Source organism: Ruegeria pomeroyi DSS-3, from assembly GCF_000011965.2.
GTDB classification, from domain to species: Bacteria; Pseudomonadota; Alphaproteobacteria; order Rhodobacterales; family Rhodobacteraceae; genus Ruegeria_B; species Ruegeria_B pomeroyi.
This window is the reverse complement of record NC_003911.12, coordinates 1103067-1118836: the sequence shown is the minus strand read 5'-3', so window position 1 is coordinate 1118836 and position 15770 is coordinate 1103067. Positions and strand designations below refer to the sequence as shown.

At 61.3% G+C, this 15770-nt stretch carries 15 protein-coding genes; 6 read left to right on the top strand and 9 right to left on the bottom strand.

Annotated elements, in window-relative coordinates:
• Window positions 1-2: 2 nt before the first annotated feature.
• From SPO_RS05400 to SPO_RS22140, 6 genes are all read right to left on the bottom strand, one after another.
• Entirely contained in the window at window positions 3-959 is a 957-nt protein-coding gene (locus SPO_RS05400; protein ID WP_011046811.1) for a PP2C family protein-serine/threonine phosphatase, read from the bottom strand.
• Window positions 943-1779 carry an FHA domain-containing protein gene (locus tag SPO_RS05395; RefSeq protein ID WP_011046810.1) on the bottom strand — a complete coding sequence of 279 codons (837 nt, stop codon included), beginning with the start codon at window positions 1777-1779 and terminating at the stop codon, window positions 943-945. The genes SPO_RS05400 and SPO_RS05395 overlap by 17 nt, the downstream gene beginning before the upstream one ends.
• Before the next feature lie 159 nt (window positions 1780-1938).
• Window positions 1939-3030 carry a LysM peptidoglycan-binding domain-containing protein gene (locus SPO_RS05390; RefSeq protein WP_158454160.1) on the bottom strand — a complete coding sequence of 364 codons (1092 nt, stop codon included), beginning with the start codon at window positions 3028-3030 and terminating at the stop codon, window positions 1939-1941.
• 264 nt (window positions 3031-3294) lie between these two features.
• The gene (locus SPO_RS05385) at window positions 3295-4395 is read right to left on the bottom strand and encodes a LysM peptidoglycan-binding domain-containing protein (protein WP_011046808.1); all 1101 of its coding nucleotides are present in this window, start codon (window positions 4393-4395) and stop codon (window positions 3295-3297) included.
• Between the two features lie 83 nt (window positions 4396-4478).
• Window positions 4479-5855 (bottom strand): transporter substrate-binding domain-containing protein, encoded by a 1377-nt coding sequence (locus tag SPO_RS05380; RefSeq protein ID WP_011046807.1) that lies wholly within the window; start codon window positions 5853-5855, stop codon window positions 4479-4481.
• Between the two features lie 103 nt (window positions 5856-5958).
• Window positions 5959-7998, bottom strand: a complete 2040-nt coding sequence (locus SPO_RS22140) for a serine/threonine-protein kinase (RefSeq protein ID WP_230981775.1) — start codon at window positions 7996-7998, stop codon at window positions 5959-5961.
• 769 nt (window positions 7999-8767) lie between these two features.
• Between SPO_RS22140 and SPO_RS05370 the strand changes: the two genes are divergently transcribed.
• Window positions 8768-9643, top strand: coding sequence for a lysophospholipid acyltransferase family protein (locus SPO_RS05370; RefSeq protein WP_011046805.1), 876 nt, complete (start codon window positions 8768-8770; stop codon window positions 9641-9643).
• A gap of 154 nt (window positions 9644-9797) precedes the next feature.
• Here SPO_RS05370 and SPO_RS05365 read toward each other — a convergent pair whose 3' ends face one another.
• A complete protein-coding gene (locus SPO_RS05365) occupies window positions 9798-10796 on the bottom strand; it encodes an AraC family transcriptional regulator (RefSeq protein ID WP_011046804.1) in 999 nt (332 codons plus the stop codon).
• Between the two features lie 175 nt (window positions 10797-10971).
• Here SPO_RS05365 and SPO_RS05360 point away from each other — a divergent pair, with 175 nt between their 5' ends.
• The 4 genes from SPO_RS05360 (at window position 10972) to SPO_RS05345 (ending at window position 13381) form a co-directional block, all read left to right on the top strand.
• Window positions 10972-11799 (top strand): NmrA family NAD(P)-binding protein, encoded by an 828-nt coding sequence (locus SPO_RS05360; protein WP_011046803.1) that lies wholly within the window; start codon window positions 10972-10974, stop codon window positions 11797-11799.
• A 29-nt stretch (window positions 11800-11828) separates the two neighbouring features.
• Window positions 11829-12257, top strand: coding sequence for a DUF4345 domain-containing protein (locus SPO_RS05355; protein ID WP_044027980.1), 429 nt, complete (start codon window positions 11829-11831; stop codon window positions 12255-12257).
• A gap of 56 nt (window positions 12258-12313) precedes the next feature.
• Window positions 12314-12823: a DUF1772 domain-containing protein gene (locus tag SPO_RS05350; protein WP_011046801.1), complete on the top strand. Its 510-nt coding sequence runs from the start codon at window positions 12314-12316 to the stop codon at window positions 12821-12823.
• Between the two features lie 75 nt (window positions 12824-12898).
• Window positions 12899-13381: an AAA family ATPase gene (locus SPO_RS05345; RefSeq protein WP_230981774.1), complete on the top strand. Its 483-nt coding sequence runs from the start codon at window positions 12899-12901 to the stop codon at window positions 13379-13381.
• A 388-nt stretch (window positions 13382-13769) separates the two neighbouring features.
• On the opposite strand, the gene SPO_RS05340 is transcribed toward SPO_RS05345, so the two are convergent.
• Window positions 13770-14012 carry a hypothetical protein gene (locus SPO_RS05340; RefSeq protein WP_044027978.1) on the bottom strand — a complete coding sequence of 81 codons (243 nt, stop codon included), beginning with the start codon at window positions 14010-14012 and terminating at the stop codon, window positions 13770-13772.
• A 294-nt stretch (window positions 14013-14306) separates the two neighbouring features.
• Between SPO_RS05340 and SPO_RS23070 the strand changes: the two genes are divergently transcribed.
• Window positions 14307-14474: a hypothetical protein gene (locus tag SPO_RS23070; protein ID WP_158454159.1), complete on the top strand. Its 168-nt coding sequence runs from the start codon at window positions 14307-14309 to the stop codon at window positions 14472-14474.
• Between the two features lie 987 nt (window positions 14475-15461).
• Here the strand turns inward: SPO_RS23070 and SPO_RS22800 are convergent.
• The gene (locus SPO_RS22800; RefSeq protein WP_144083965.1) at window positions 15462-15695 is read right to left on the bottom strand and encodes a hypothetical protein; all 234 of its coding nucleotides are present in this window, start codon (window positions 15693-15695) and stop codon (window positions 15462-15464) included.
• Window positions 15696-15770 lie beyond the last annotated feature (75 nt).

The window sequence follows — 15770 nt, the reverse complement described above, 5'->3', positions numbered from 1 at the left end:
GCCTAGCGCCCCTTCGCGGCCAGTTTGACCACTTCACCACCCTGATCCGGCTCACCTTCGGCGGGTTGCGGATATGTAGCGCTGTTCATCGCCACAACGCGAGTGGCGCTGGCCGAATTGTCGCTGACCAGGTCCACCGGCTTGCGGCGCATTTTCCGCGTTGCCGGCTTGTTGTGATTGAGCTTGATCACGGCAAAGGAGATATTGTCCTGATCGGGATCGGCCAGCTCGTCCAGCGCGGCCAGCAGGCGCTCGACGATCTCGGCGCTTTTGCGGCGCCGGTACTTCTGCAGGATCTTCTCGATCCGCGCGTCCTCAAGGAATTGCAGCCCATCGCTTGAGACGACGACAAGGTCACCGACCTCCAGCTTGAACGGGGTCTTGGGGCAATCCGTGCGCACCACATTCTCGCCCAGGATGACCGAGGTCAGGCAATTGCGGTCGGGATGGTTTTGTGCCGCCTCGGCATCCAGCAGGCCCGCCTTGACCATCATGTCGATCTGCGGCGCCATCGAATGATCCTCGTTCAGTTGCTTCAGCTTGCCGCCGCGCAACAGATAGACCGGTGAATCGCCGATCGACAGCCAGTACAGGCGATCCTCGATCACCACCAGCGACACCAGGGTCGCCCCCATGCCGCGCACACTGGGATTGTCCTGGACATATTCGTGCACGCAACTGTTCGCCTCGGCCGCCGCATGGGTCAGATGATAGGGGATCTGGGTTTCGTATTCGGCAAAGTTGACGCTTTCGAATTTCAGCTTGCTGAAGGCCTCGGTCACCACCATCTTCGAGGCGACATCCCCGGCGGCGTGTCCCCCCATGCCATCGGCAAGGACGGCCATGCCGATATCCGTGCCCGAGGGGAAATCGGTGATGATTGCGTCTTCCTGATAATCGCGGGCGCCCTGGCAGATCGCGGCAGCGACATCAAAGCGCGGTTCAGGCGATTTCCACATGTTCCGCCTCCTGCCCGCCGTTGGCGCTCCAGCTGAATTCCGAACCGCACAGCGCAACAAAGCGCAGCGTGGTCTCGCCCAGGCGGATCATATCGCCGCTTTTCAGGCTCTCGTTGCTGATCACGGGCTGACCGTTCAGACGCACGATATTGCTTTTGCCACCATGGCCCAGGAAGAATTGCGCGGTTTCCGGGTCAAACACGATGGCGGCGTGGTTGCTGCGCGAGATCGCGGTATCGCCGAAATCCAGTGCAACCGCCTGATCCTCGCCCCGGCCAATGGCCGACATGCCGGCCTTGAGCGTGAAGGACTCGCCATACCCCGGGCCGTCGGCAACAACGATCCAGCCCACGGGGAAGCGGGCATCGCGGGCCTGAGCGGCAGCGGTATCGGGGGCGTTGAACAGATCGACGACCTGGCCATCGGAGGTGTCAAACCCAAGCAGACGGGTCTTGGCGCGCCGCTTGCGGGCGGGCGCGGCGCTGACATGAGCGGTCAGGTCCGGCATCTCGCCACCGGGTTGGGGAATCTGCAGCCCGGCCCCGCCGGAGGGCGCCGCCGCAGGAGAGCCGGCTGCGCTATCCAGGTCCCAGATACCGGCCGCCGCCTCAGGCGCAGCCTGTGCAGGTACAGCGGCACTTGCGGGCGGGGTCCGCTCCGTGGCGAACGGGCCCAGATCCAGTTCCACGGTCCGGGTCTGCTGCGCGACCGCCTTGAGCAGGTCCTGCTGGGCGGCCTCGTCCGAGTCCCGCAGCCTGCCCATCCGGTCAGGCTCAGCAAGCTGGTCCTGGCGCCCGATTAGTTTTCCGAAAAATCCCATGTTGTCTGCCTTTTCTCTGTCAGCGGAAACCGAACGCCGTCATCAAGACCCGGTTTCTCTTATTTGCGGTGTGATGCTGCGGCGGTTGCACCGCCGTTCCTTCACCGTCCCTGCTGCCTGCCATGCCCCCGGGGACGAGGGCATGGCAGGAAAGCCGGATCAGCTGCCGATCTTGTTGAACTCGGCCAGGCTGTCGGCAATGATTGCATACCATTCGCCGCTTTCGCGCATCTCGTTCAGGCCCTTGTTCAGGAGGGTCAGGTAGACACGGCCGCGCGGGTTGGTCTTGTGCGTCACGAAATGGATCGCCTGCAGCTCCGACAGGTTGGAGTTCAGCTGCACCTTGCCTTCCGCTTCTGGAACTTCGCTGACTGCTGCATCGCCGCCTTCCAGGTCGAGCAGCGCCATGTCGGCCTCACCGGTCATCAGCATGCGGATACATTCAACCGCGGTGGTCGGATGCAGCACGGTGATCACCGGCTCCACCAGGCCTTGGCCGGACAGCTCGGCCAGAGACCAGCCTTCCGGGCGACAAATCTTGGCACCGGCGTAATCGGCATAGTCCCGGATATTGGCATAGGGGTTGTCAACGGTGGTCCAGTGGGCGGATACCGATTCATAGATCGGCAGCGAGAAATTCAGCTGGGTGCAGCGGTACTTGGTGTCCGAATCGGTGTTTTCGAGGTCAGAGCAGTCATTCGGCTTGTACCAGGCGATCGACACGTCGAAGGCGCCCAGCGGCAGCAGGGTGTCGAAGTGGGACTTCCAGTCATCCACGAAGCTGAGGTTGTAATCACGGTCGTTGCCGCCGCGGTTCAGCGCGGTGGTGGCCAGGCGCACCAGCATGCCGCCCCCCTTGAGGCTTTCGCCGGTGAAGGGCTCCCAGCCGTTGCCCGACACCATCTTGATCGGCGGCTCGTAGATGCTGGACTTGGCCCGCTTGGACTGTTTTTCCTCTTGTTGTGCAATGATCTCGGTGACATCGCTGTTGGCAGTCAGGCGGCCATCCTCACAGGGGATCTGCAGAACCGTGCCGGCCTCGAGGCTGTTGGGGTTGGAGATCGTGTTCCGGTTGGCGTTGAAGATCATCTGATAGTCGAAGGACCCATAGGCGGCCTGGGCAATCGAGCCGAGGCTGTCGCCGTCCTTCACGGTGTAAGGCGCACAGGCAACCTGTGCTGCGGCGATACCGGGCAAAGCGGCGATGGCCACTCCGGCGAGGATCAGGGTCTTGGTTTTCGAGAATTTCATCATGGTTCTAGTCCTTGGTTTGCACTGCTGTCCGATGTCGAATAAGTCGTTGGCGTTCTTGGGGTACCGACCTCTTCAGCCGTGTCTTGCTAGGGTTGCGGGCAAGTGCCCGAGTGAAGATGCGTGGGAGTGTTCCGCACGCAGGGAACGAAATGGCGCTTGGTTCTGGCGGAAACCGTCACACGCACTTCGGCAATTTCTGGGGTCTTGTCTTCGGCCCTGTCCCTGGCACTTGCCATAGGGACAGGCCTGTGACGGGACCGTTCAGCTTCCAAACTGGTTGTACTCCGCGATGCTGTCCGAAATGATCGCGTACCATTCGCCGCTTTCGCGCATTTCGGTCAGGCCGGCATTGAGCAGTTCGATGTACTGAGCGGCACGCGGATTGTTCTTGTGCATGACCCAGTTCAAAGGCTCCACCTTGGACAGATTGGAGTTGGGCTGAAGCACATCGGCGGAACCGGGGACTTCTTCAATAGCTCCAAGCGCGCTCTCCAGGTCGAGCGATACCATGTCCACGTCGCCATCGACTGCTGCCTTGATACAGTCCGAGGCATTGGGCATGAATTTCCACGTCACGACCGGATCAACCAGCCCTTCCAGCGTCAGATCGAAAGTGGACCAGCCTTCGGGCCGGCAAATCACTGCGCCCGCATAATCGGACCAGGTCTTCACATCAGCGTATTTGCTGTCGGTCCGGGACCAGTAGGAGGTCACCGTTTCATAGATCGGCAAGCTGAAGACCAACTCGTCGCAACGGTAAAGCGCGGCTTCGTCCAGCAGGTCACGCTTGGTGCAGTCGGGCGGCGGCGTCCAGCCAATGGCAACATCAAACGCGCCATTGGTCAGCAGCGTTGTCAGATGTGCGCCCCAGTCATCAATATAGCTCATGATATGGTCGCGATCGTTGTCGCCGCGTTTCAGCGCCGTCGACGAAAGCCGCACCATCATGCCGCCACCCTTCAGGGTTTCGTCCATAAAGGGTTTCCAGTCGTTGCCGCCAAGAAACTTGATCGGCGGATTGTACACTTCGGGAATATCGCGTTCTTCCTGCTTCGCTTCTTCCCGCTTGATCACGGCTTGCGCCCGCTCCATCCCCGCGATTGAACCGTCCGCGCAGGGGATCTGGAGAACCGTGCCGGGTTCAACCGCGTTCGGGTTGGAACCCAGAGCGTTCCGGTTGGCATTGAAGATCATCTGATAGTCGAACGAGCCATATGCGGATTGAGCAATCGAGCCGAGGCTGTCGCCATGCTGAACGGTGTAGGAGGAGCATGCCTCCTGTGCCTCTGCCGATGTCGCCAGGCACAGCGCGGCGGCAAGAGTGGTTGCACACTTATGCACCAGGGGTTTGAGCATCGTCATGAGATCTGGTTCCTTTCGTTCTTGCCCCGTCGTCCAGGCAGAGCATTTGACCGATTTTTCTTCTTATGATTTCAAGGTGATATTCAGTTGGTCAGCGGGCGAATTTCGCGTTGCAGCGCTTTCGAGATGATCGCGTACCATTCGCCCGATGCCGACATCTCCTTGAGCCCGCTGTTGAGAAGGCCCAGCGTCTCTTCCGCGCGGGGATGGTCCTTGTGAACGATCGCGTGCAGGGTTTTCACCTCGCCCAGGTTCGGGTTTTCCAGGATCTGGCCGGCCAGCCCCATGGTGGCGAGCGTGTCGCTGGCGACCAGCGTGTCCAGTGCAACCACATCGACGGCGCCCGCAGCCAGCGCGGTGAAACACTCGGCCACCTGTACCGGGCGGTAGAAGTTGACGGTTTCGGAAGTCAGACCCGCCGTATCCAGATGCGCCATCGAATAGCCTTCGGGGCGGCAGATCCGGGATCCTTTCAGATCGTCATAGTCAAAGGTGGCGACAAAGGGGCTGCCGGAGGTGGCAAAGAAGCCGTCGACCACTTCGAAGAACGGGTCCGAGAACCTGTAGGTGTCGCAGCGGAACCGGTCGCCGCCGGACAGCAGCTGGTATTCCTCGCAATCGGGTTTCAGCCAGGGAAAGGACCCTTCGAATGCCATGGCGGGCAAAAGGGTTTCCAGATGCGATTCCCAGTCATTCACAAAGGTCACCGAGACCTCGGTATCGGGGTCTGCCCGCAGGGCGGCGGTTTCGATCAATTGCGTGAACAGGCCCCGCCCGGGCAGGTTTTCACCGGTGAAGGGCGGAAAGTCGTTACCGGTGATCAGCACCATCGGTTCGGGATCGGCGGGAACGAGGGGCGTTACCGCGACGGGGGCTTCAGGGGCGATCTCTGCCTCGGCAGTCACTTTGGCCTGTGCCGCCGCTTCAGCCTGTGCCGCCGCTTCAGCCTGCGCCGCTGCTTCAGCCTGCGCCGCTGCCTCGGCCTGCGCCGCTGCCTCGGCCTGTGCCGCTGCCTCGGCATCGCGCAGCGCTTGTGCCTCAAGCGCGGCTTGTGTTTCCAGCGCGGTTTGCGCCTCGACCGAGGCCTCTGCGGCGGCCAGGGCTTGCGCCACGGCGGCAGCGTCGGCCGCCTCGGCGGTGTCGTTCACGACCACGGCCTGGGTGGTGACAGCGGGGGCCTTCTCCTCGGCAGCGGTCGTTCCGGGCAGGCTGCCATCCGCGCAGGGCAGGAGCAGCTTTGATCCGGTCTTGATGATATTCGGGTTGTGTCCGATGACAGCCGCATTGGCGCTATAGATCACATTGAAATCGATATGGCCGTAGACCTTCTGGGTCAGTTTCAGAAGGTTGTCGCCCGGTGCGACCTGGTAGATTTCACAGGCCTGCTGTGCCTGGGCCGTCTGTGCTGCTGCCGCGATTGCAAGCAGGGAGGCGCCCATCAGTATCGTTGTCTTCCGCATTCGTTCAGTCCTTGTAGGTCAAAGAGGCAAAGCTCTCTTGGTGGCGGCCTGCGATATGTGCGGGCCGCGTGATGTTCAGCGTGGTGTGGAGAGGCTTGGGCGGTCAGTCGTGCCCGGCGAGTTTCAGCTCGACCGAGGCCGGCTGCCCGTCGCGCAGAATGTCGAAACTGGCGGTTGCGGCATCGCGCTCCTTCAGCGATTGCATGATCTCGCTCAGCCCATCAGCTGTGGTCAGGCGGGAACCGGTCGTGGTTTCGCGCAACAGGATATCGCTGACCTGAAACTGGGCTGCCCCTTCTGCCGCGACCTGGCTGACAACGGTGACCCATGCGCCATCCTGCATCCCCGCCTCGAACTGCAGGCCGCCGGTCATACCGGTCCGGCGCAGAACCGGCACGGCCAGCAATCCCATTTCAAACCGTTTGTTTTCCGCGTCCTTGTAGCGGATGGAGACCCGGGTATAGCCGTCGGGATCGATCTGCATGGCGTTCAGCAATTGTGTCGCAAACCGCGAGTCCGTCGACAGGGGGCGGTTGTTGACCGTGATGATCTCCACCCCCGGCGCGATCCAGGCGCCTGTCTTGGCAAGATCCGTCTCGGTTCCGATACCGGTGATCGAGACCACCTGGGCCTTGCGCACGATCTTCTCTTCGTACTCGAAGGGGATCGAGACATCCCACAGGGCATAGGTGACCTCGTGACCGGGAGCCGGTGCGGCCTTCACCTCGGGTGCTTCGACGGCAGGCGCGGTTTCGGTTGGCGCGGCTGCGGCCGCGATGATCTTGTCGCTGTCGGCAGCCGCCTGTTCGGCATCCACGCCGGGCGCATCTGCGGCCGCGCTTTCAGTGGCAGCGGGTGCTGCCGTGTCCGCGGCGGGTGCCGCTGTCTGCGCCGGTTCGGCGACCACCGCAGTTTCGGCAGGAACGGCGGCAATCTCGGGCGCAGCCGCTTGGCTGGTCACCTCTGCGACAGGGGCATCCTTGGCGGCCGGTTCCGGCGGCGGCGCAATGGCGACTGCGATCTCGCTTGTCGGCTTGGCTGCGGTCGGCGCCTCGGACGACCCGCCTGCCACCGGTTCGGTCTGCGCGGATTTTACCGGTTGCGCCGCTACGGGAGCGGCCAGTTCGGCCCCTTTTTCCGCCTTATTATTGCCATAAAAGACGAAACCAGCCACGCCCAGACCAGCCACGACCGCAAGCAGAGAAACGGCGGGAAGACGGCTGCGCTGCTTCTGTTCCGTGGCCGGAGCCGTGTTGTTATTTACAGCTTCCGGCGCAACCGGCGCGGTCTGGTTGCCGTCCAGCATGGCCAGCCAGTCCTCGGCGGATTGCAGGCGGGTCGAGGGTTTGGTGTTCATCGCCTTGTCGATGGCTTCCAGGAAACCTTCGGGATATCCCTTCACATCGCCTGCAAGGGGGGCATAGGGATCGGGGCGCTGTTCCGCGATGGCGACCAGACGGGCCTGACCGTTCACCGGCGCCTCGCCACGGATAACGTGATAAAGCGAGGCCGCGAGCGCATAAAGATCGCTCCAGGGCCCCTGATCACTGCCGGCGATGTAGAATTCCTGGGGCGAATAGCCGTCCTTGACCACCCGCAACGCAGAGTGCTTGCGGCCATCGGCGCTGGTTTCCTCGCGGGCGGCGCCAAAGTCGATCAGAACCGGCTCGCCGTCCTTGGTCAGCAGGATGTTGTCCGGGGAAATATCGCGATGCAGCAGGTTTTCCTTGTGCACATAACCTATTGCTGACAACAGCTTACGGGTCATGTTGACAATCTGTTCAGGTGTCAGGGTCGCGTTCGGATCATCCAGAATGTCCTGCAGGTCGCGGCCATCGACAAAATCAATCGCCATGTAGGCGGTATCGTTGTCCTCGAACACCTGATGCACACCGACAATGTTGGGATGCTTGAGCTTGGACAGGCTCTGCGCCTCGCGGATGAAGTGGCGGATAATCGACTTCAGCTCGCCCTGATGTGCACGCGACCGGGCGCTGACCAATGTCTTGGTCCGGCGGCAGAATGCATCCGCGAAACATTCCTTGATAACCACCGTCCGGTCGAGACTGTCCTTGGCCAGATAGGTGATGCCAAATCCGCCATTGTTCAGAAAGCACGTGATGGTATATTGGCCATGAAGCAACGTTGTGCCTGGCTGCAGATCGTCCTGTTGATCCGCCTCAATTGAAGTATCTACAAGCGTATTGAGTGCCATTCCGTTGCTCCCCTTTCACTGCTTTGCGACCGCTGAATTTTCAGATGTCTGCAATTTTTCGTAAATTACTTGACAAGCTGATCCGTTGAGAAACCGGCAACAATAAGGCGCAAAGAGGGAATATTGACGAAAGAGGCGTTTCAGAGCGTCCAAAATCTTGTCTTTTCCAACTTGACGGCAAAGACGCCCCGATTCGACGTGGCCACCGCGATCCCATGCCCGACCGGCAGCGCGCGCCGCAAGGTCGGCACTTTACCGAAGCGCAGCGGGCAATGGACATCCGAACAGGGGTGCGCACCTACCCGCCTTCCCCGAGTTTCCAGGCCGCCCGTCGGATTTCCGGCGCGCTGCATCCGGTGTCCTTGCCACGGGCGATTCCGATCGTGATGGGGGCAGTCACCGGACCGCAGATTTTTTCCGTACATCGTGATCGGGCTTTCAGATGGCGCACCTTCGGGTTTCCGATCACAAGCCCCGCCCCCCGGGGACGGTTGGCTGACTCACCGGCCCTGCCCGCTGACGACCCCCGCCCGGCGCAAAAGAGACCGCTCCGCCTGTGCCGGGTCCACCTGTTGCGGGCCTGCCCCGGTGGGTCCGGCTCCGCCCCTCTCAAGGCGCTGCCCCGGCCCTGTCGAGATGAGAGGGTGCCGGCTCACTTTCCGATTGGTTTGTCCGTGCAAACCGGCGATACAGCACCATGTCATCCGCATCTTTGAAATCCTTCATCCATCACGCCCGATACTTCCCCTTGTGGTCGGCGCTGACCCTGTCGCAATGGCGGTCTTTCGATGAACGCTCCCGCAGCCTTGGGGCGACCTTTGCGGCTGTGATGCGTTGGTTTCCCCCGGCAAGGAACCGCTTCGATCGCGAGGCGCGGCGCGTGTTCCCCGAGATGACGCGCGGCGCACGCGCTAAGCTGGGCCAGAGCATGGGCAGGCATATGGGAAGAACCCTGTTCGAACTCTATCACGATGCGGAATTTCAGACCCAGCACCAGAAGTTCAGGATCTCAGGCCCCGGCCTCGAGGCGCTGAAAACCGCCCATGCCGCCGGCAAGGGGGCGATCATCGTTTCAGGCCATTTCGGGCAATGGGAGGCAATTCGCGCCGCCCTCAAGATGCATGACATGGAAAGCGGAGCCATCATCCGCACCCACAAGAACCCCCATTACGCGCGCAGGATTCGGGCCGGCATCGAAGCGGGCGGCACGCCGATCCTGTCGACGGGTCGCGCCGGGACAATGGCGCTTGTGCGTCACCTGCGCAGCGGCGGGATCATCTCGATCCTGCTGGATGAGAAATACCCGGAAGGTGTTCGCCTGCCGTTTCTTGGTGTGGATGCATTGACATCGCTGTCTGCTGCGCAACTCGCGCTCAAATACGACGTTCCGATGATCCCCGCCTACGGCATTCGCATCGAGGACGGGGACGCCGTGCAGGTGATCTTCGAAGCGCCGATTGCCCGCACCGACAGTGTCACCATGACCCGTGCCTTTAACGACAGCCTGTCCGCCCGGATTCTGGCGAATCCGGATCAGTGGTACTGGCTGCTGAGACGGTGGGAGGGGGCTTGAACGCGGCCCTTGCACCCGTTCAAGTCATCCAAGCACCCCTGCCCGCTTCGCCCGGGCAGACAGCGATCTTGTCGCGTGCCGCCAAGCACCATCCCCGACGCGCTGGCCGCTCCGGCAAGCCGGGGCGGCCTCATGCCCCGCGCGGGCGCGTGTTTCACGATAGCGCTTTGCGATAGCTGGCCGGCGTCGTGCCGAGCCAGCGCTTGAAGGCTCGGGTGAAAGAGCTCTGCTCGGAGAAGCCGGTCAGATAGGCAACCTCGGCCAGGGAATATTGTTCATCCCGCAACAGGCCTTCGGCCAGTTCGCGACGGGTCTCCTCGGTCAGGGCCTGAAAGCTCATGCCGTGTTCCGAGAGGCGGCGATGAAAGGAACGCGCGCTGAGACCGAGCCCCCGGGCGATATCGGCCATACGTGGTGTGCCCGCGTTCAGAGATTGCGCAATCGCGTCCTTGGCCTGCCCCACCACCGCAGGTGGCATCTGAACCCTGGCAAGCTCGCCGTCGAGATCGGACATCAGGTACCGCGAGATGCCCTCGTCGCCAAGAATGTTTGCCCTCTCCATGGCTTCACGGGAAATCAGGATCGCGTCGAGATCGGCCCCGAAGGTGACCGGGCATTCGAACCAGGCCTCGTGAAAGGCCTTGGACTCTGGCGCCTTGTGCTGAACGAACACCGCGAGGGGGCTGAACGGAACCGGGCAAACCTGGCGCGCAAGCGCGACCGCACTGGCAAGCGTCGCCTCGTTCGACAGGCGCAGGCCCAGACGCCGCTCGCCTTCGCGGTGCAGGATGAAAAGGGTGCCCTGCGGATGCTCGCGCAGCTCGTAAGTGACAACGCCGGTCCAGATCCGGGCATATCGCGCGATCCGCGCGCAGGACGCCCCCAGCGTCGGCGCGGCCTTCCACGCGAGGCCGAGCGCACCATATTCGTCGCAGCGCATGGAAGCCCCGACATGGATCGGAAGCTCGGTCACATCGGTCTGTTCGGCCATGTCTTCGAGCATCTCGTAATAGGTGGTCGCGGGGATCATGACCTTTGGATCCCAGGGCGCATCGGGATTGAGTCCCGCCCCCTCCAGCGTGGCCCGCTGGTCGATGCCCGCCCCGGCGGCTGCCACCATCTTTCGCGCGAAAAGAGAGGTTACATAGGCCATGTGCGAAGCCTGCGAAGTGGTCGGTCGAGTTGCATATCCCGATGATACCTCCGCCTAACCGCCATGTCACAGGCGCGATTGGCATGATCGGTCAAAACCCTGGCCGCGGCGGTCAATATCTGTGGGCGGCGCACCGGCTATCTCCTGATCATTGTATCGAACAAGGAGTAGCTCCATGCAAACCCGTCCCATCCTTGTCGTCGGCGCCACCGGAAAGACCGGATCGCGCGTCGCGGCAAAGCTTGAAGCGAAGGGCGCCGCCGTTCGGCGCGGCTCTCGGCATGCGGAAATTCCGTTCGATTGGGAAAGCCCGGCAACCTGGGCGCCAGCGTTGAGCGGTGTCTCGCGGGCCTATGTGACCTATTTTCCCGATCTCGCCTTTCCGGGCGCCGTCGAAAAGCTCGAAGCCTTCACCAAAGTGGCGGCGGCCAGCGGGCTTGACCAGATCGTGCTGCTCTCGGGTCGTGGCGAGCATCATGCACGCCTTGGTGAGAAGGTTGTCGAAACCTCGGGGATTCCCTTCACCATCGTGCGCGCCGCCTGGTTCGCGCAGAACTTCAGCGAAGGCTATCTGCGAGATCCTGTCGTGGCGGGGGTTCTGCCAATGCCCGGCGGCGACATCGCCGAACCGATCATCGACATCGATGACATCGCCGATGTCGTTGTCGCCGCATTGAGCGAAGACGGACATGCCGGTCAGCTTTACGAAGTCACCGGCCCGCGCCTGATGACATTTGCGGAGATGGCAAAGGTATTGTCGACCGCAACAGGGCGCCCGATCCGGCACCTGCCGATCAGTTTCGAGGATTTCCACGCCAATGTCGCGGCCGCGGGGGGCGAATTCGTCGCGGATGTCTTCACCGCGATCGCACGCGAGACCCTCGATGGGCGCAACGCCTATGTGAGCGATGGGGTTGAACGCGCGCTTGGGCGCAAACCGCGCGACTTTGCGGCGTTTGCCGCTGCGGCGGCCTCGCAGGGCCTCTGGACGGCCGCGGCCTGACGGTCCCCGGCAATCGAAAGGAGTTGCAAATGGCTCTCACCGTTCTCGAAAAGACCGCCCTTTGGGCCTCGGGCCTGACGGCTGTCGGCATCGGCGCCTGCATTCTGACCGCACCTCATGCGTTCTTTGCCAGCTACGCCATCATCCTGGGCGATGACCCAAGCCTGTTGAGCGAACTGCGCGCGCCTGCTGCAGGCCTGGCGGCATTTGGTGTCTTGATCCTGGCCGGTCTCTGGCGGGCCGCGCTGACGCCGCTGTCCAAGGCTGCGGCCATGACCATCTTCCTCGCCTTCCCGGCGGGGCGGATCATCGGAGTGATCGTCGACGGCCTGCCCTCTGCCCCGATCATCGGCGCACTGCTCTTCGAACTGGCGATTGCGGCGCTGTGCGTTCTGGCCTTTGGCCGCGGCGCCACACCGATACGCGCAAAGCACCCCATTGGCCGCCCCAAACACTGAAACCCGGCGGTGGTGCATCAAGCAAGACCGCTATCGCCCCAAAAGGGAGAACGATCATGTCCCCGCTCGTTTTCGTGCTGACCCAGTTTGCCATCCTCGCCTATGCGGTCCTTGGCGGTGTATTCTTGGCCTTTTCCGACTTCATCATGCGCGCCCTTGCCCTGACCAGCGCAACAGGCGGGATCGAGGCCATGCAAGTCATCAATCGCGAGGTCTTTCGCTGGGTCTTCATGACGCTGTTTCTGGGGATGGCTGCGATCTCGGCCTTCATCATGGTCCATAGCGCGCTCTATCTTGCGGGTGGTCCGGGAACGCTCATCCTCGTTGGGGCGCTGGTCTATCTGTTCGGCTGCTTCGCGATCACGGTGATCTTCAATGTTCCCATGAATCAGGCGCTTGCGGATATGGACCTGTCGGCAGAAGCGACCCGCGATTTCTGGACCGGCACCTATCTGCCGCGATGGACCATGTGGAACACCATACGCATGCTGGCCTGCATACTGGCCGCCACGATGATGCTCTTCGGGCTTGTCTGGTTTACACAGTCTCAAACGCGACTGGCCTGAGTCGGCAATCGGCCCTTCTTTGGCGCGTTGCTGTTGGCCGAATTTCGGAGTCAGGACATGTCACCCCAAAAACCCATGCTGCATATGGTCTGTGGAAAAATCGCCTCCGGGAAATCGACGCTGTCCGCAGAGCTTGCTTGCGCCCCGAACACGATCCTCGTTTCCGAGGACGCATGGCTTGACGCCCTCTATGGCGAGCAAATTCAGGATGGAGCGGATTATCTGCGCTACTCTGCCAGGCTGCGCACGATCATGGCGCTGCATGTAACCGCATTGCTGGATGCGGGCCTGACGGTGGTTCTGGACTTTGCCGCCAACACTTTGGCACAGCGGAGATGGATGGCGGACATCGTGCGCGCCAGCGGCGCGGCGCATCAGCTGCACTATCTGGATGTGGCGGACGACACCTGCCTGAACCGGCTTCGCGCACGCAACGCCGAGGGAAGCCATGCCTTCGCCGCGACCGAGGAACAGTTCCGCCGCTTCACGGCGCATTTCGTGCCGCCGACAGAGGACGAGGGCTTCACCCTCGTTCGACACGATGGACAAGCCCGCTGACCCTGGCCCAGGCAGATGTTGCAGCGCAGACTCCGGTCAGGAACCACAAGCGCCGCACCCGGATCGAGATCGGTTTCAACAGGCTCGCGGACCAGCGCCGGGTGGCGATCCGATATGAGCGCCGACCAATCCGGACCGCGATCCGTCAGGCAGAAACCCTTGCCCCTGGCAATGCCTTCCGCCTCTAAGCCTTTGAAAATGGTGCTCCCACACGGGAAGGCAGGAAGATCAAACCGACTGGTTCACCTTTTCTTTTCAGATACTTAGCCGAAAGGCTGTTCCCTAATGTGTCCTTGAAGGTGCACGAAATGTGCCCCTGAGGCAAGTGGCTTTACCCCACAGCCCATCTACTCTTCCTATATAGGCGTCAGCCTAGGCGAAGACCGGTTCACTTGAGTTCCTCAATAGCCTTCAAGGCGAGACCGAAATACCAACGGGATGCGACGAAGCTGGCCAAAACGAGCAGTATTGCAAGGGGCTGGACACCCTCACTGAATAGAAACACCTGGATACAGACGCCTAAACCGCCGACCAAGAAAAGCCCGTGGCTCAACGACATTCGGTCACCGGCAATAAGCTGAATTCTCTCGTTGTGTATCAACCGGTTGCGCTCATCTTCGTCGGTCGTCATCTATCCTAGCCCATTGTTATCGCGGCCCTTACCTTCGCCGTTAATGACAACTCTCCAGAGCAACCGCGTATTTGCAACCCCGGATTATTTCACTGCAAAAATCCGACAGGCCAAGATAGATAGAGAGGCACCGCGCATCCCCCCGTGGGGGCACCCTCTGGACCCCGTTAGCTCCACCTACGGGAATTCCCCTAAAGTGCAGCAAAAACAACGACTTGACTATCTTCCTTGCGCCGCCGATGTAGAGGGAACGAGGCACCATGCCCGCCTTCACATCAACGCAAGGAACACCCCATGATCATCTTCGACTTCCGCCTCGGTCGCTTCGAGTTCGTCGCTCAGCGCGAGTCCGTCCCTTCCCGTAACCTGTTCAGCCGCCCAGCGCCGGGAGAGTTCATCATCGACCTTCCGGGGGTCAGCCTGATGGTGACCTATCACAAGGCCCGTGTTGCAGCCCGCTAGGAACACTCAGCGGTCACCTTAGAGGGTGGCCGCAACCTCTTCCACCCGTTACTCCGCTCGATCATGTCCCCAGATCATACATATGTGGCATCCTCATAGTGCATTGTGGGTTCAGCCTGATGGTGACGCAAAACGGTGACGAGAGGCCCGATTTGCGCCTGAAAGTGTGTCGCCCGTGTGTCGTGAGGCCCGGCTGGCGGCACTGATCACACACCCTGGGTAGCCTCTCAGCCAACAAAACAAGGCCCTCAAGGCACCCCTTCCGGTTCCCATCACGGGCACCACAGAACCTGCCACAATTAACCCGGTCCCTAGCCCTATAGGAGTCGCGGAGCTTCCACCGCGTCCTGTCTGGCGAACATGAGCCATTCCTTGATCAGGCTTCCCACGATCACGGCCCGAGCGGTCACCTCAACGCGGCATTCACGGGGCCGCGAGGGGGTGGCTAGGCGATGACGGCTGTGATCTGGGGGGCTTTTCTTCGGGGTACGTGCCTTCGGTGGGGTGAAATCCATCCCCTTTTCGAAACCTGTCACGGCCCTGATCAGCCAATCCGCCTCCGCATATGTAATAGTGACCGTGATGGGGGACCGTTAAGAGATAGCCGCCAGAAAATACCCGCCATTGCCCTTAGGTTTATATAAGGGCCTTGGGGTGTCGGCTTCGCACTCGTCTTGAAGAAGAAGCCCTATTGTAGGTGCACCGTCAGTGAGACCCAGTTTCACTGGAGAACCTGAACATCCCACTTCGTGGTGAAGACCAGCTCGGCTTCCGCCGAAGGAGACGAAGATTTAGGTGCCCTCTAGGTGAACATCTCCTCCATGGTCTGCCCCATGATGGAGCATTCTGATCGAGACCCTTCATGATGAAGGTGACCATCAGGTTCCTCTCTCTGCCTGTCGGACAATGCCGACGAGGCGAAGTTCTCCTCCTCATCACACCGTAGCGGAGATACCCGCCATTAAATACCCGCCATTGCCCTTAGGTTTACATAAGGAAGAAGACATGGACGACATCGTCGATCATGAAGGTTAGGCCCTGTTCGCTGACACCTTCGAACACAACACCGCCGTCTACGAAGACACCGACGGCCCCAAGCACATCGACATCATCAAGACCAACGGCAACATCTGGTTGTCTGGAAATCAGGTGATGGAGGTCATGGGCTTCAATGCCGCAGAGACCAAGCACACTGGCCGCGCCCTGCGTCGGGTAGATCATCCCGACATCATCAAGATCACCAACACCCCCTTCAGGTTCTCTGACGGTCGCCGCAACAGGGGCAGCTTGATAAGC

Bases quoted from the DNA above. Each gene is read 5' to 3' on its own strand.
- SPO_RS05400 (WP_011046811.1), bottom strand. From the start codon at position 959: ATGTGGAAATCGCCTGAACCGCGCTTTGATGTCGCTGCCGCGATCTGC.
- SPO_RS05395 (WP_011046810.1), bottom strand. From the start codon at position 1,779: ATGGGATTTTTCGGAAAACTAATCGGGCGCCAGGACCAGCTTGCTGAG.
- SPO_RS05390 (WP_158454160.1), bottom strand. From the start codon at position 3,030: ATGAAATTCTCGAAAACCAAGACCCTGATCCTCGCCGGAGTGGCCATC.
- SPO_RS05385 (WP_011046808.1), bottom strand. From the start codon at position 4,395: ATGACGATGCTCAAACCCCTGGTGCATAAGTGTGCAACCACTCTTGCC.
- SPO_RS05380 (WP_011046807.1), bottom strand. From the start codon at position 5,855: ATGCGGAAGACAACGATACTGATGGGCGCCTCCCTGCTTGCAATCGCG.
- SPO_RS05370 (WP_011046805.1), top strand. From the start codon at position 8,768: ATGTCATCCGCATCTTTGAAATCCTTCATCCATCACGCCCGATACTTC.
- SPO_RS05365 (WP_011046804.1), bottom strand. From the start codon at position 10,796: ATGGCCTATGTAACCTCTCTTTTCGCGCGAAAGATGGTGGCAGCCGCC.
- SPO_RS05360 (WP_011046803.1), top strand. From the start codon at position 10,972: ATGCAAACCCGTCCCATCCTTGTCGTCGGCGCCACCGGAAAGACCGGA.
- SPO_RS05355 (WP_044027980.1), top strand. From the start codon at position 11,829: ATGGCTCTCACCGTTCTCGAAAAGACCGCCCTTTGGGCCTCGGGCCTG.
- SPO_RS05350 (WP_011046801.1), top strand. From the start codon at position 12,314: ATGTCCCCGCTCGTTTTCGTGCTGACCCAGTTTGCCATCCTCGCCTAT.
- SPO_RS05345 (WP_230981774.1), top strand. From the start codon at position 12,899: ATGCTGCATATGGTCTGTGGAAAAATCGCCTCCGGGAAATCGACGCTG.
- SPO_RS05340 (WP_044027978.1), bottom strand. From the start codon at position 14,012: ATGACGACCGACGAAGATGAGCGCAACCGGTTGATACACAACGAGAGA.
- SPO_RS23070 (WP_158454159.1), top strand. From the start codon at position 14,307: ATGATCATCTTCGACTTCCGCCTCGGTCGCTTCGAGTTCGTCGCTCAG.
- SPO_RS22800 (WP_144083965.1), bottom strand. From the start codon at position 15,695: ATGATCTACCCGACGCAGGGCGCGGCCAGTGTGCTTGGTCTCTGCGGC.